Consider the following 16301-nt stretch of genomic DNA (forward strand, 5'->3'; position numbering starts at 1 on the left):
AATTTGTGTGCGTAAATACTCGCATGGACTCGGACTCAGATCGCATCTGTGGAAATCGAAATTCTTTGTGGTTGATCAGACAGAACGAAAAGTGTTCACCACTCTTCGAACAAACTTTCGCAGTCCAGACCAATGAGTTGTCGCGCCGGATTGAGTCGCGACGAGAACGGCAGCTGCTGCCCCGACGCCCCCGAGTCCAGAACTCGAGACTTCCCTAACTTCCCGATCCGAACGTTGATCCTCTGACAGCGACTGATCCCGAACATTCGCCTCGGGTTGAAGAGCCTGCCGAAGTGCCCCAGAGTCCGATGGCTCAAGCGAAGTGCTCGAATTGTCGAGAGCATCACCTTCGGTTTTCTGATCACCTTCACTGGTCGGCGGCCGATCCATGGTTCCGGCGTCATTACTCGAAGCAGGTCGTCCGTCACGCAGCTCCACATCTTCGACAAGTTGCAGCTGCGCATCCTGACCTTCTTTCATGAAGATCTTCCAATGCCCGTCGCGAAGCTTTTCAAACAAACCGGGGAGATTACTGAGGACTGCTTCAGCGTCTTTACCATACAGTGACCGCTGAATCGGACGACCAAAGCGGTCCACTTCGACGTCTCCTTGCGAATCAATTTTCTGAATCACAACAATCCGCTCGTTCTGAACGGTGTCGATATCCGTGACCGTTTCAAACTCAAGCTCTTCCTGTGACTCAGCGACAACTTCGACATCGGAATCACGACTCTCAGTGATCTCTGTTCGTGGGGGCTCCGGTTGAGGAACTTCGATTGACAGATCGAACGGAATGCTTCCGAACAATCCTTCCCCCGGAACCGGCGCCAGCGAAGTCACACTGACTTTGCCAAGCTCTTCACCGCCCGATGTAAACAAAATGTTCGGGTCATCGTAGAGAGTGATCTGAATCGGAATCGGCGATGAGGGACTCTCTTCGTTCGGGTTCTCGAGGTACTGATGATCAAACAGGAATTCTCCCGGACCGATTCCAGGAGCGGGACCAACGAACTCCTGTCGCTGCGCGCTGTAAACAGGATCACCACTCGTGTAAACATCTTCGACGGGACCGTCCGGGTCCCAGAGAATTTCGAAGACGAAGGTGTTGTCATTCACGCGACCAAAGTCACCCAGAATCTTCGCGATCCCAGAAGTCAGAACCTGTGGAGTGGAGACGTTTTCAAGAAGAGGAACCGGATTCGTAATCGAGCCAGTTCCGCTCTTGACGATCACATCGGCCGCAAAAGTCACATCACCGACCGCTTCCCCGGTGATGGAACTCCCCAGAATATCAAACATTTCGCCGGTGTCTTCGATCGACAGTGAGCCATCCGTTTCGAGGAACACGTCGGCAGAAGAACCGCCGATTGCAATGATCGGAGCAGCCACACGCAAATCCGCATCGGCTCGACTAAGAGCTTTGAGTGTGATGTCGCCTCCCGATGTATTCATGACGACCGCATCGACATTCATCGCTCCTTCATTAGTGACCAGAATCTCGCGACTCGAAATCCCACCAAGAGTGATTCCGGTCAACAGACCCCACTCCGCATCAAACATTGGATCACCAAATGTTCCAATGGTCAGCAGATCCTGTCCGACGTTCGAAATTTGCACGTTCCCGGAAGTCGAGTTGCGTGCAGAGAGTTCGGCAACAGAAGTCTGAATTGCGTTGAGATTTCCGATTCCGATCGCTGCATCGAGGCCGAGGCGCGATGCTTCGATATCGACTCCGCCTGCATCGCCCGCATCACGGATTTCTCCGAAGAGCGACGTGAGACGAACATCCCCATTTGAAACGATTCGACCGACTTGAACTTCTCCCGATCCCGCAAGATCGATCCGCGCGTTAAGTGCCCGGACTTCTGAACCGTCCTCCATGAACACTTCTCCCAGCGATGCTCCGGGAGATTGAGTCGCGTCTCCTCCAGCGAGCAGAACACGGTCGCCCCCAGTCTCCACAAAGCTGGTCGAAGGCATTATCAGATCAGCGGAGGTCTCGATGAAAATTTCCCCGACCGATGAGCGAATACCCGTCAAACTTCCGACCGTCCCAATCTCAAGATCACCGACATTCCGAAACAGTAAGTCGTCAGTGATCTCAGCAGCGAGACGCTCCACAGAATTCAACTCGCCCAGATCAAAGGTTCCCGTCCCCTGCAACTGAAGATCGCTCGCCGCGATCGAAGAGCCGCTCGCTTCCACAACTCCAGCATCAGCGAAGATGCGAACAGTGGCTCCCACGGCAGAAACCATCTCTCCATTGCCTTGACCGATTGTGATCAAACCACCTGATCGAAGTTCGATATCGTCGTCGACTGTCGAAACTCCTTCGACAGTTTCCAGACTCCCGATCGTGAAGCCGTTTACGTCGTTAAACACGATCGGCCCATCGACATTGATCATGATGACGGAAAGATCGTTATCATTCTGAAGCTGAACCGGACCTTCTCCTTGAAGCTTCAACTCTTCGGCAATGATGACAGAATCAATTGCTTCCACGACGCCGCCGGTCGAGTATCCGCGGACAATTCCCCCGACAGCATGGATTCCTTCTCCTGCTCCGCTACCAATGACAACCTGACCACTCGAAGCGAAGGAGACATCGCCGTCGTTCGTCGTCAGGCCAGAAATTCCGTTGACTGTTCCGAAAGTCATTCCTCCCTGATCGAACAGGTAAATCCCGCTGTTCGCACGAGTTGTGACCGCTGCGACGGTTCCAAAGTCGTTCAGATTTTGAAGAAAGGAAATCGGCCCTCCGGACGAGAACGAGACCCGCTCGGCATCAACGGTTCCCCCGTTCTGAGTCATTTGACCGACTTGAAGATCCGCTGCTCCATCAACGTTTGCGACGAACCGTACCTCATTCACAGCCCCGCCTCGATTGGTCACTTGCCCATCATTCTGAATGATGTCATCGCCTGCCTGAAACAGAATGAATCCATTTCCGGTGAGATGCTGAATATCCGCATTGATGGTCAGCGTGTCCCCCATCGAGGAAGAGTCGCCCGCCACAAGCTCGAAGTCTCCCCCCACTTCAAGGTTGGTGTCGATCGTCAGTGCTCCACCGGAAGTGATTCGCCCTCCCTCGGTGGCTGTCGATTGAGACACACTGTTGAGAGCACTCAGCATGAGCGAACCCTGATTCTCGATATTCACAACTCCCTTCGGAACATGAAACGCCAGCTGACTCACGTTCGTCTCGAACGGGACAATGGTCCCCACTCCAGCCGACACCACATTCGGGCTCTCCCCGACCATGAAGACCGCTCCGAACGCCGACACCGCAGCTTGCGAGTCACCGGTGCTGACATCGACGATTTCGCCCCCCGTCTCCACACTCACCACTCCGCCGGTCATACCAGCACGAAGGTCAGAAATCTTCGCAAAGCCTTCCCCCTGAACGTCGATCTCAATGGCCGTCGAAGATTCGCTTCCGGTCGTGATCATCGCACTCCCGAATTGTTCAAAGCTCTCCGCCCCGATCTCATTTCGATTGACAACAATGGAAACAGACTCCGAACCGGCATCCAGAACCGATCCATCCAGCATCAGCATTTCGTCAGTCGTGACAATTGACGCACCGCTCGATTCGATGACTGCACTCTGCCCGACTAAAATCGAATCGGTCCCGATGGAAAGCAGACCATTCGTCGAGACCACCGCCCCAGCCACGAACTCTGTTCGTCCCATCCCGTTCTGCTGAGTGAATGCTCCATCAATCGAGAGCGAATTCACCGTGACATCACTCGCACTGAAGATCTCCAAGTTTCGAATGAAGCTTCCGAAGTGATCATCAAATTCTCCCAGTGAAACGTTTCCACCAGCGACTGATTGAGGATCGAAACGAACGTCCACCGGAGTGGAAGTCGTTGATGTCGAAACCGTCGCTCCACTGATGTCGATGGCCCCTCCAAATGTTTGAACAATCACCGAACTACGAACATCCCAGTCACCTGTGACAGTCCAGTCTCCGCCTCGCGTCGAAAACTGCCCTTCAGTGATCAACGAATTCGTTTCATAACGTTGATCGCCTGACTGTCCGCCGGCCGCGAACGTGCGGACATCATTCAGTGCAATCATGCTGCCTGCGACAACTTCAAGACCGCCTAATTCCGCTCCCCCAGCTTGTCCAGCACTTCCGAGAATCTCAACGCGTCCAGAACCGGTCGATCCGTCACCGGCACTGACCAGTTCCAAAGTTGAAAACATGAGCGATTCGCTCACAACGTTCGATTCAAATCGAATCTGCTCGACAGCTGAGATGATCACATCGGACTTCAATGTCACTTGATCGCCGAACACGACTGACTCAAGGACGTCGAATGAATTCCCGGAGATTTGGGTTTGCCCCAAATTGTCAATGACCAGTGAATTGAGCCCATCAACGTCGCCCGAAAAATGAGTCAATCCGGATGTATTGACGTTCAGAATCGATCCATTGGCAGAGAGGTTCCCAATCTCGATATCTCCGCCCGCGGTGCTTTCCAGAATCGTGTCATTTGTCAGTGACAAGTCACCGTCATAAAGCTGATCACCATACGTGAACGCATCTCCACTCAGCCGAATCTCCGAAGCTGAGATCGTGACGTCTCCGAGCGGGCCGATCGGAGAACCGAGATTTCCGTCAATGACAACGTCGTTTTGCCCAGTATCGATCGACAAGTCGAAATGTTTTCCACCGACTGAAAGCACATCTCCAGTCACGCTCACAATTCCATCGGTGGCAATCGACTGATCGTGCCTGAGAATTAAGTCCGCCTCGATGGTGAGATTGACCGTTCCTGCCTGAAAGCTGACATCCGCAAACTCAACCTCACTCGCATCAATCGTGACATCAACATTCCGCGCCGGAGGAGCGATTCCGTTATCGACAAGCGTGACCAGATCGTCACCGCCGGAAACTTCGACCGCCAGAGCTTCAGAACTGCTCATCTCGAATGAGGCGCCCGTCGGAATTTGCAGTTCGAGTTGATCTTCACCCACTCCCAAATCAACATGAATTCGTCCCGGCGACATCGTGACAGGGTCGTACAGCGAAGAAGTGGGCAATGGATCGAATGTCAGCCCGGAATCCGTCGAAATCGGGATCACGTTCCCGTTTTGATCGAAGATCTGCAGCCCTTCCTCAGAACCGCCTCCATCTTCTCCGGCGTTCGTCAGCGTCACCTCAACCGCATCATTGACACCATCATCACCGATGATTGAGAGGACTCCACCAGAAAGCGATGCCGTCACACTCAAGACACGTCGATCTTCCAATCGATCGATGAACAGCGGCGCAAATTCATCCTCACACGCTGATGAGGGTCGACTCCTTCCCCAAAAGTCCCCCAGAACTGAACGGACTCGATCACTTAGAGAAGATCTGCTCATTCCATTCTCTGCGTTTCCTCACGTTCGACGAACGTGGCGTCTTTGGGTTCACACAGTCGCCCCGAATTCCGCTGTCAAAATGCGACAGAATCCGGAAATGGTGTTTTGATTGATCGAAACCTGCGTCGACGCTTCGGCAATCTCGTCAAGCGACACCAGTTCGCAACTGGCACTCTATTCTAGGGTCCCGCCTGGCAGAAATCACGGACTAATTGGTGATTGGAGATGCCTCACCTGCGCAAGGTGCTCATCCCCTCCCTTTCATCGCTGAGACCATTTTCATGGTTTCTCTGCGATCATCTCGGCACCTGAGTCTTGTGAACGTTGCGTTTGCTCGAGCGAAGTACAGCAAACCAATCGTGAAGATGCCTTCAGTGATGATTGAAGAGATTTGAAATCGGTCGAAACGGCACAGGATTTTCATCGACAGGCCACATCGGGTTCTCGACGCGATTTGCTCCGATCCGCCCGCCAGACCGCCTGCCGGCACTTCTGAGAGTTGAAATCCAAACGTCTTCGACATTCGGAGCGACACGACGAAATCATCGAAACCCGATAAGCGTTGCCAACATCAGTTTCGCTCCGTCTAAGAGACCAAACTCCGAGCAATTGGTCCTGTGACGTGCAGTGAGCTGCAATGAGATTTTCTCTCGCTTGGCCCAAATTGGAGGACGAACCGATCGTTCATCCTCACTTGTGAATCGCAGCGATTCACACGAGCTGAGACAGTATCTGACGGACAAATGTGTCCATGCAGAGGACAGATTACAGAGAACCGCAGAAAATGGCCCGATCTCAACTCGAACGTTTAATTCCCGGCGGATCGCTTGGACTTTTTGGCGGTTTTCGTCGGTTTTTTTACTTTTTTTGCTGTGGTCTTCGACTTCGTCGCGGCTTTCTTGGCAGTTTTGCGAGTCGATGTCTTCGCCTCAGGCTTCTTTCGACTGACCTTTTTCGTCGCCGACTTCGCACGTTTCGGCTTCACAGGATTCTTATAGAGATCTGCCAGCCTGGACGCACAAGCGAATGGATCCGTTTCCGGATCGAGATCCTGATATTGCTCCAGTCCCGGCTGCAATACCGGGTCCACTGAGACGGACTTCATCAGAAAACAGAACTGCGGCCCCTCTGACTTTTTGATGCCAGCTTTGATGGCATCAGCAGCCTGATCGCTCGTGGCTGAGGCTTCCACAAGTCCCAACCATTTCAGCAGTTGTGTCATTTTATCATCGACAGGCAACACGTGCGCCCCGAGCGCGTGCTGAACCGTGAAGTCCCGCATAAACGGGGAGATGTGCGGAATCTCCGAGAGTTCTTTGTTGGCGACTTCTTGAGTCTTCCGCTTCAGGATTTCGAGATCAAACGCAAAGTTCTTCTCGAAAACATCCTGAAGAGTTTCACGAACGCGGAGTGCTTTCCAATCGGCTTCATGAACGTCACCGAGGGCCTCAACGATTTCCGCGACTGAGCTGACGCGTACCTCATTGAGATCGAAAAACGTGTCAAGCAAATTGGAATATGCCTGATCTGCAGCTTCGTAGCTGACATTCTCAAGGCACGCTGAATAGAGAACAGTTTCCAGCACGGTATGATTGTGCTTGGGAACCGATCCCTTGACGTGCTTCTTCATCTCGGTCACGAGCTTTTTGAGAATCTTTTGTTTGTCTGCAGCTTTCAGCGATTTGCTGGCAGGCATCGACGCCTCCCGAATAAGGAGTAATTGATCGTGATGTTTTCCCAGTCCGTGGATTTGCCGCGAACTGGACCATGTCTTCGTTGTTTGAGCCAATTCCCTCGATACTGGCTCAAACCTGCGGCTTCTTATATTTCCGGAGTTTGATCATTCTCGTCAGTTTGGGAGGAATGAGCTTCGTCATCAAGTTCCTCTGGATCATCAGTGGACTCGAACGAGGAAGCTTCGTCTTCGTCAGAGAATCCCAGTTCATGCAGGCGGCGAGAGACTTCGATGCTTTTCTTCACACCACCGTCCACGAGGAACGTGAGAACCGGAGTGAGTCGAAGCTGAAGTTGGTCCGCAATCCGGGATTGCAACCAGCCTCGCGCTGCATTCAGCCCTTTTAGAGACAGCAATTCCGTCTTCTCGTCACCCAGAATGCTCACATAGACCTTCGCAGTGCGGAGGTCTCCTGCGACATCCACGTTGAGAACCGTGACATTCTTGACACGTGGATCGCGCAATTCAATCAGAATTGCAGAACTGACCACCTGACGAATCGCTTCAGCTACCTTGGCGGTCCGGCGACTTTTCATTCCACTCACTTCTCACATTAGAACTCGATCCACTCCGGCAGTTCACCAGAGTTATTCATCCAACGATCGCTTCCGTTCTTCGATGCGATAAGCTTCCAGCAAGTCGCCTTCCTTGACATCGTTGAACCCATCCAGACGAATTCCGCACTCGAATCCCTCTCGAACCTCTTTCGCGTCATCCTTCTCACGTTTCAAGGAGGCGATGGAGTAATTGTTGAGAATGGTTTGATCACGAATCACGTGGACACGGTTAGATCGATCGATGGTGCCATTCAGAACACGACAACCCGCCACGGTTCCGACTTTACTGATCGAAAACGTACGAAGTACGAGAGCCCGGCCTGTGGGCACTTCGACTCGTTCGGGCTTCAGAAGACCTTCCATTGCCTGCCGAATGTCATCCGTCACATTGTAGATGATTTTATAGCGGCGAATCTGAATGCCTTCCTGAGCAGCCAGCGCTTCCGCACGATCTTCCGCGATCACATGGAATGCGATGACAATCGCTCCAGAAGATGCTGCGAGGTAAACATCACTTTCGTTCACCCCTCCCACACCTTCATGAAGAATTTTCAGCTTCACTTCATCGTGCGTAAACTTACCCAACTCACTCCGAATGGCTTCAATCGAACCGGGGGTATCCGCTTTGATGATCAACGGAAGATCCTGAATCATTCCGTCGCGATGTTTGAAGAAGTCTTCCAGAGATACCGGTCCGCCTCGCTGAGCGAGCACAGCACTTCGACCGCGTGCTTCACGCAGTTCAGCGACTTCACGGGCCTGTTCGATATCATCCATCACAAGGAAGCGGCTCCCGGCACTTGGAACCTGATCCAGACCGGCAATCTTGACGGGTGTCGAAGGTCCCGCTTCCTGAATTTCTCGACCTGCGTCGTCGTACATCGCTCGAACACGTCCGAATGATGTTCCACAACAGATGTTGTCACCGATTCGCAGTGTTCCTCGTCGGACGAGTGCCCAGGCCAACGGTCCGCGACCTTCGTCCATGAATCCTTCCAGACAGACACCGTCCGCAGGAATGGAATCGACGGTCCGAAACTCTTGCAGCTCCGCAGTCAACAACAATGTCTCAAGCAGGTCGTCGATTCCCGTCCCTTGAAGAGCAGAAACTCGAACGACTTCGACATCGCCGCCCCATTCAGAAGGCAGAATGCCGTGCTGGGACAACTCGGTCAAAATACGTTGTTCGTTGATATCGGGCAGGTCGCACTTGTTCATGGCGACGACAATCGGAACTCCGGCTGCCTTCGCATGACTGATACATTCGACCGTCTGCGGCATGACACCATCGTCGGCGGCAACCACCAAGACGACCATATCAGTCACGTTGGCACCGCGTGCTCGCATCTCACCAAACGCGGCGTGACCCGGTGTATCGACAAACGTCACTTTCTGACCGTTGTGACCGACCTGGTAAGCAGCGATGTGCTGAGTAATCCCGCCAGCTTCTCCGTCGACAACGTTCGACGACCGAATCCGGTCGACCAGAGTCGTCTTTCCGTGATCAACATGGCCGAGCACAGTCACGATTGGAGGACGTGCGACGAGATCGATTCCGAAATCGGCATCCGAGCGTTCGAGAATCTCTGTGATCGCGTCTTCGAAATCTTCTTCCGGTTCGATGGTCAGGTCGACGCCGAGTTCCATGGCGATTTCGAGCGCCATTTCATCATCGAGAGCGTCGTTAATCGTGACCATTTCACCATGTTTAAACATGATGGTAATCAGGTCGCGAGCAGGACGCCCCATGGCCTCAGCCAAGCTGCGAACCGTCATTGGCGACGTCACAGTCGCTTCAGACTTGCGTTCAATCGGCCCGGATTTTCTGTGCCGCTTGACCGTTTTGACGATGACATTCTCATCATCTTCACCGGTCCGACGTTGACGCTTGCTGCGTCGTGACTTTCGCGCCTCTTCGAGGTTCATCGTCCGTGAGCCGGAGCGACCTTTCTTGCTATCATCCTCTTCCTCTGACTTCCGTCGGGAGTCGTCGCGGTTCTTCTTGAGGATGTCGGCGAGCTTGTTCTTCTTGAGAACATCACCAGTCAGCGCCAAATCTGGCTTCTGGACGGGGCCTTCTTCAGCCTTCTTCGCGACCGGAGGCTTGTAATTGGGAGTCGAAGCAAGCGCCGGTAGACTTGGTCCGCGTTTTTTGTCTTTTCGCGGTTGACGATGTCGCATCGAACCCTGCGGACGCATCTCGCGAATGGCTCCACCACTGCTCCGTCCCCCAGTCGGGTCGATGTAATCATCTCGACTGATGGGGCTGTCCTGAGACACAGGAGCATCGGAGGACGAGTCGCCTTCAGCGGTCTCTGCCGATGCGGCCTCTTGCGGTTTCGACTCACTCTCTTGAGCAGATGGGGCCTCTGTTGTTTCCGCTTTGGATTCAACAGGAGGTTCTAGAACTTGTTGGCTTGGCACAGACTGTTCAGAGTCCTTTGACAGATTTTCGGACGGGGATGCTTCTTCAGCAGCAACGGCTTGCTCTTCAGATGAGGAAACCTCAGTTGCGCTTTCGTCTTCAGCAGAAGTTGGAAGAACGTCGCTCTCAGCGGATGACGCGGAGCGCTCTTCGGGACTTTCCACCTGAGTCACGTCGTTCGATTTGACGTCAACTTCAGCAGTTTCCACGGGCTGCTTCTCGACGGATGACTCTTCAGCCACTTCATCGACGGTGGTGAGATCGGGCTCACCTTCTTTAGCTTTTTCCTTGCGGGGAGCACGGCGTTGAACCTGCTTCGCGGCCGGTCCACCTTTGATCTCCCGGATCTCGCGAGTTGCCCCTCGTTCGCGGACAGGGGCTGCAGCGACTGCTTCCGTAGCGACAGGCGCAGATCCAGATTCGAGTGACTTGAGATAATTCAATACGAGATCACGCTCATCGGGCGAAATACTTGCCAGCGCAGAACTTTTGACGTTCAACCCCGCGTCATTGCAGTGTTGAATCAGGTCCTTGCTATCGAGTCCCAATTCCTTCGCCAGTGCGAAGATTCGGATCTTCAAACGTCACCCCCTAAAATCTCTCGTCTTTTTCTTGTTGCCAACCTCAGCCCACTCATTCGGTTCTTCAGATTGAACGAGTCAGAATACTCAATCTGACAATCTAATTCACCGATTCTCGCTGACAGACTATGAACCAGCTTCTGTCTGCTCCTCAGCTTTCGTGGCGGAGCTTTCTTCGCTCGCAGTATCCGGGACATCTTGCCCGGCACTTTGAACAACGCTCTTTTCAGAACCACCGTCTTCTTCAACACTTTTTGAAGTGTCTTCCTCAACAGCATCCGGCGTCTGGTTCTCGGATGATTCATCGGAACTGTCTGAGGTCGTTGCTTCCTCTTCAGCCTGAGGCTTTGAGGTTGCTTGAGCCGGGGTCTCGTCTGACGCCTTCTCACCTGGCAGCGACTTGCCTGTCATTGCATCAAGTTGCGCTGCTTCCTTTTCGACGCGACGTGCTTCTCGCTCTAATGCTTTTCGACGATCTGCCTCCTGCTCTTCACGTTCCGCTTCATTTTCTGCATGTTCAACGATTTTTTCACACTCTTCAGCACTGAAACCACTCAGTTCCTGGAGATGATCAGGCTCAATGACTGAGAGATCATCAAAGCTGAAGAAACCTTGTGAAACCAGGGATTCCGCGAGGTCTTCAGTAATTCCAGGGATTTGGCAAAACGCAGCTACTGATCGTTCGAGCTGTTCATCAAGCTCTTCCTGGGTCATCACTTCGATGTCCCAGCCAACCAATTTCGATGCCAGGCGGACATTCTGCCCTTTTTTCCCGATCGCGAGTGAAAGTTGATCATCTCTCACGAGCACAATGACCCGGCCAAGCATTGGGCAGAGAATCACGTCCTCGACTTCTGCTGGCTGCATCGCATTGGGAATCAGAACCTGCAGTGAATCGTTCCAGCGAACGATATCAATGCGTTCGCCGTCGAGTTCGTCGACAATGGTTTTGATTCGCGAGCCACGGACGCCGACACACGCTCCGACGCTGTCAATATTATTATCGTAACAGGAAACAGCCACTTTGGAGCGGTAACCTGCTTCCCGTGAAAGTGATCTCACCTCGATGATGCGATCAGAAACCTCAGGAATCTCCACCTCAAAGAGTCGCCGAACGAATTCCGGATGAATTCGCGAAAGAACAACTTTCACACGACTTCCGGCTTTTCGCACGTCAAGAACGACTGCTCGCACGCGATCGCTGACTCGATGTGATTCCCCGGGGATCTGTTCACTCTTCGGAAGGATCGCTTCGATCTTTCCGAGGTTGATTGAGACAACACCATGGTCGGTTCGCGTCACAACGCCACTGACCAGATGAGACTTCAACTCCATATACTCATCGTACACAGAGTCTCGTTCTGCCTCACGGATCTTTTGAATCATCACCTGCTTGGCAGTTTGTGCAGCGATTCGTCCGAGAAGGTCACCGAGTTCTTCAGAATCCAGAGGAGTCTCGTCGAGACTCGCTGACACAGCTCCAGTCATCCTGTCGATTTCAACGACAATCTCGCTGTCTTCTCCGTAGTGCTTTCGCGCCGCCGAAAGAATCGCCGCCTCAATCCCGCTAAAGACGATCTCTTTCTCGATCCCCTTATCACGGTGGATGGCGTCGACGATGCGTAAAACCTCACTACCATTCATGCTCGGTAACTGCCATCAGGATGAAAAAAAAGAGCGGGACCGAATCCCACTCGTTGCAAATCACCAGAGATATCGTGCCCTCACACTTGCAACAACACACTGTTGTCACTTGCGGACGCCGAGCACCGGTCGCTAACACGCCAATGCCTACATGGGCAGCCTCTCTAATACTCCAGAACCACAGTTCAGTTCGCTGTTGTCCTGAAAGGGATTGGTCATTCCAACGAAAATCTCGCTAAAGTGAAGACTGAACAATACGTTTCGACGACGAGTCTGTCAATAACCGGCGATTCAAAGATCGTTACAATCCGTCTTTTCAAGCAAAACGCGGAAAAGCGACCGGTCACTTTTCCGCGTTCGAAGTTCAGAAATGGAAATCAGGGATCAGCGAATGCCGACGGCGTCCTGAAATTCGCTCGCAATATCTCTGCGAATTCCGCCAAGTGCGTCGTATCGGCCGATCCAATACTCCAATTGATCGGAGTTCGGCTGCTGCCCGACGAGGAGTTCGTGGACGCGGCGAACATAAACTTCTTTGTCTCGATCACACCGATTGAAGAACTGATTGTGGCCGAGCAATTCCAGCTGAACCTGCTTCAGGGTGTATCCACGATCAAGCGCGGAGAGCCAGACGCTCAGTTCTCTGTCTGAAGGTGGACGACCGAGGTACTCGTTGAACCAACGGACGATTGTTGCAACTCGTGCTGACTCATCAATATGCGCCGGAGTGTCGTCATAGGTCGGACGAACCGGATCCAATCGCATCGCGAGAGGACGACCGCTTCCGTTTCCTTGATTGTTGACCGTGTAGGATTGAATCGTCTTGTGAGACGCGCGTCCGTTTCGGATCAAATTCGCAACAAGGACATATTCTCCGAGTGAAGAGACCTGAGCTGGGTCGTACTGCAACTCGAAGTTGACCGGATACTGCCGAGGATTGGAGATTTCCTTGCGGGCAATCGTCAGCGGGGCAGCACCCTGTCGAACGATTTCCTGCAATTCAACAGTGACAATTGCGTTTCGGTCGAGATCTCCCGAATTGCTGCCGTTGAGTGTCAGCGAACCACGAATTGTTGAGAATCGTGAATCAAGCTGAACGGAGAGATTCATCAGCGAACGTGTTCGATGGTCCTGAACGAGCATCGAGACGTTTCCGTTCTGATCTGCATGTCGCTCGAATTCCTTCGACAATTCGTAGATCACGCCGTTCACAATCCCGACCTGATATCCCTGCACAGCGACGATGAGATCTTCGACTTCCAGACCGGCACGCTGCGCGGCCGAACCGTTAACAATCTCATAAATCTTGACGCCATGCTCAGTGTCGCGGGAAAGAATTCCCAGTCTCCATCGACTGCTGGTCGGATCGTTGGTTCCTCCCGGAGGAATATATTGCTGCGTTGGCCCCTGAATACGAATTCGATTTTCTGGAGAATTCGTTCCGGGATAGGACTGCGGATTGGGAACCGCCAGGTTCTGACCGCCTGACGGTGTGCCCGAAGGGTTCACTCCGGGCAATGTTGGGAATGGGTTGTAGATTCCCGATGGAAGAAAGGGATCGGGCGAAACCCCAAGACTCCCTAATCCATCCTGACCCGGCAGTTTCGTCGGGTCGAATTTGTTGGCTGGAGCAGGCTGGGCTGGTGTACCGCCGGTCCTGGATCGATCGATCGCTTGCGTATCAATCGCGTAGAGACTCGTGAGACAGCAAATAATTGCTGCGAAAGAAATCCGTTTCATGGAAAGCATCCTTCCAATGCCTGATGAGCTGATATCTGTCCCGTGGAATTGTCATCGCACTGATGTCACGGCAACCACAATCAAAACAGTTTTGCCGCTTGGAGAGGTTTGAGAGCCCGCTGCGGCAAACGGCGGCTTGGACCGTGCCTCAAGCAAGTTGCTCTTCCCTGTTGCACTCGCTTGACGATCGGACACAGTTCGATGTTGTGCTGTTTCGCCCAGGCCAGTGAACACAAAATTCTAGTTCAATGTACTTTCACCAACTGCCTGAAGGGCGATGTTTGCAGCCCCGGCCGGGACAGGCAGAAATCCGCTGATCACAACATCCTGTTGGCCACGTTGGCTGAAGACATATTTAATGAATTCACGCTCAAGAGGATTGAGTGGGCGATCCGGGCGGCTGTTGACAACCAGCTGTAATCGACGGACGAGGGGATAGTTGGATTGATCGATCCCAACAGCTTCCTCGCCATTCTTCCATGAGAGCGGGACGATTTTCAGTTCTGGAGTTCCGAATGTTGATCCCGCAAACCCGATTCCGGTTTTGCTTTTCTCGAGAGCACTCACGAGCTCCAAATTTGTACCATGAGGAATCATCTCTTTGCGAAATTCTCCGCCGCCCATGATTGCTGACTGAAAGAAGACCTGCGAGCCGGTGAGTTCCCGGCGTCCATGGATTTCGATAGGTTGGCTGGCCCACTGTCCGGTCACGCCAACATCTCCCCAGGTCATCGCAACTTTGGATTCTCCACGCTTCAACGTCGTGGAATAAATGGCATCAAGCTGAGCCAGGCTGAGACTTTCAATCGGGTTGTCTTTGTGAACGTAGATTGCGAGCGGTTCCAGCGCCGGTGTGAGAATTGTCGGAACGTATCCGAATTTCTCGTAAAACGCCTTCACTTCATTTTCGTTGATTGATCGACTCAACAGGCCGAAATTCGCCTCTCCGTCGATGACGGAAGTGACGGCATTGGTTGCACCCTGAACTTTGATGTCGATCGTGACATCAGGGTACAGTCGTTGAAAGTGCGCTCCCCAAGTCGCCCCGATCTGCGACATTGTATTCGAACCGATGAGCGTCAGCGTCCCTTTGAGATCCTCAGACCGGGTATACACCGGAAGAGTGGGGTCCACAGTTTCCGCACCGCTGGCAGAAACAACACACAACACCATGGCAGCAACTTCGAGAGAGCGCCTGACTCCTAACAGCTTCATACCGATTCCCTCCTGGGTCAAAAAATCCATAATTCTTCGGCCGATCTCCGCAGTGAGTGATCGCGTCAAGAGAGTGACACCATTCACACTCGGGATTCCTGGCAAAGTGGCCGAATCTGCCGGAGTATAGCGCGGTGAATCGAATCACCTCAAGACGAAGTTCTGAAACACAGCTTCAGAAGGCGTCAAGACCGGCTTGGGAGAGAGAAATCGAGGAATAATTACGCTTCGTCAGTGGTATCGCTGCTGGTGGGCTTTTTGCCGATGAACAGATAGTGAGGGGCGCGGACGAATGGAAGATACGGAATCTTTCCACGCCGTTCGGACAAACTCACGGTTTCGAATTTGTTTTTCAGATACGGCAGATGATCCGGGCTGAGGAAAACATTGTCGCTGGCGAACCAGGGCTGCCAGAATGTCCGCGTTCCCCATCCATGCTTGGAGAAGTTTTCCTCGGGATGCTTTCGACTCACATAAAAATCAACAACGCCAATCACTCCACCGGGGCGAAGAAGGTTCCAGGCATGATCAATGGCGCGGAACCAGTCGGGAATCATCGTCAGTGAGTAGGAAAATGTCACCACATCGGCGGCCCCTTCTTCGGGGACGAATTGTGTCGCGTCGTAACAAACAGGCGTGACGTTCGTCCAGCCGTTGGCATCGACCCGGCGTTGAGCCTGCTCAAGAAGCGACTCGGAAAGATCGATCAGATACATCTTCGACAGCTGGGAAATCGGTTCCCCGATATGTTCCGCGTTCTCACCGGTCCCAGCCCCGAGATCAACCCACACTCCCCCTTCCGGGACAGGAATGGATTGGATCATCTCCTGCCGACTGTGAAGCATTCTTCGGCGAAAGTCATCGTAATCTCCGGCTTGCCCGGAATAGAAGTTCTCAAGTCTCTCAGCGTGAGTCTTGCCTTTGGCGCGCCGAACGGCCAGATGCCACAGGGTCTTCGCGTCGCTAGCGACTGTTTTCAACGGGTTACTCATGGATCTCGACGACTGGTTCAATGACGACGGGAGAAG

Annotated in this window: 8 protein-coding genes; all 8 read right to left on the reverse strand. The window is 53.0% G+C overall.

The window, feature by feature from the left end:
• Positions 1–75 precede the first annotated feature (75 nt).
• Positions 76–5376 carry a beta strand repeat-containing protein gene (locus KOR42_RS09400; RefSeq protein WP_146509099.1) on the reverse strand — a complete coding sequence of 1767 codons (5301 nt, stop codon included), beginning with the start codon at positions 5374–5376 and terminating at the stop codon, positions 76–78.
• An 808-nt stretch (positions 5377–6184) separates the two neighbouring features.
• Positions 6185–7072: a hypothetical protein gene (locus KOR42_RS09405; protein WP_146509101.1), complete on the reverse strand. Its 888-nt coding sequence runs from the start codon at positions 7070–7072 to the stop codon at positions 6185–6187.
• Positions 7073–7197: 125 nt separating this feature from the next.
• Complete coding sequence (gene rbfA / locus KOR42_RS09410) at positions 7198–7647, reverse strand: 30S ribosome-binding factor RbfA (RefSeq protein WP_146509103.1); 450 nt, start codon at positions 7645–7647, stop codon at positions 7198–7200.
• Positions 7648–7698: 51 nt separating this feature from the next.
• The gene (gene infB / locus KOR42_RS09415; RefSeq protein WP_146509105.1) at positions 7699–10674 is read right to left on the reverse strand and encodes a translation initiation factor IF-2; all 2976 of its coding nucleotides are present in this window, start codon (positions 10672–10674) and stop codon (positions 7699–7701) included.
• A gap of 126 nt (positions 10675–10800) precedes the next feature.
• Positions 10801–12318 (reverse strand): transcription termination factor NusA, encoded by a 1518-nt coding sequence (gene nusA, locus KOR42_RS09420; protein ID WP_146509107.1) that lies wholly within the window; start codon positions 12316–12318, stop codon positions 10801–10803.
• A gap of 384 nt (positions 12319–12702) precedes the next feature.
• On the reverse strand, positions 12703–14058 hold the full coding sequence (locus KOR42_RS09425) for a YbaY family lipoprotein (protein WP_197441010.1): 1356 nt from the start codon (positions 14056–14058) through the stop codon (positions 12703–12705).
• A gap of 240 nt (positions 14059–14298) precedes the next feature.
• A complete protein-coding gene (locus KOR42_RS09430) occupies positions 14299–15360 on the reverse strand; it encodes a PstS family phosphate ABC transporter substrate-binding protein (RefSeq protein WP_146509111.1) in 1062 nt (353 codons plus the stop codon).
• A gap of 134 nt (positions 15361–15494) precedes the next feature.
• Entirely contained in the window at positions 15495–16265 is a 771-nt protein-coding gene (locus tag KOR42_RS09435; RefSeq protein WP_146509112.1) for a class I SAM-dependent methyltransferase, read from the reverse strand.
• Positions 16266–16301 lie beyond the last annotated feature (36 nt).

This window comes from Thalassoglobus neptunius (assembly GCF_007859735.1).
Lineage (GTDB): Bacteria > Planctomycetota > Planctomycetia > Planctomycetales > Planctomycetaceae > Thalassoglobus > Thalassoglobus neptunius.

What these genes read in the sequence shown, in the direction of transcription:
- KOR42_RS09435 (WP_146509112.1), bottom strand. Translation starts at nt 16,265, where the DNA reads ATGAGTAACCCGTTGAAAACAGTCGCTAGCGACGCGAAGACCCTGTGG.
- KOR42_RS09400 (WP_146509099.1), bottom strand. Translation starts at nt 5,376, where the DNA reads ATGAGCAGATCTTCTCTAAGTGATCGAGTCCGTTCAGTTCTGGGGGAC.
- KOR42_RS09425 (WP_197441010.1), bottom strand. Translation starts at nt 14,058, where the DNA reads ATGAAACGGATTTCTTTCGCAGCAATTATTTGCTGTCTCACGAGTCTC.
- KOR42_RS09405 (WP_146509101.1), bottom strand. Translation starts at nt 7,072, where the DNA reads ATGCCTGCCAGCAAATCGCTGAAAGCTGCAGACAAACAAAAGATTCTC.
- nusA (WP_146509107.1), bottom strand. Translation starts at nt 12,318, where the DNA reads ATGAATGGTAGTGAGGTTTTACGCATCGTCGACGCCATCCACCGTGAT.
- rbfA (WP_146509103.1), bottom strand. Translation starts at nt 7,647, where the DNA reads ATGAAAAGTCGCCGGACCGCCAAGGTAGCTGAAGCGATTCGTCAGGTG.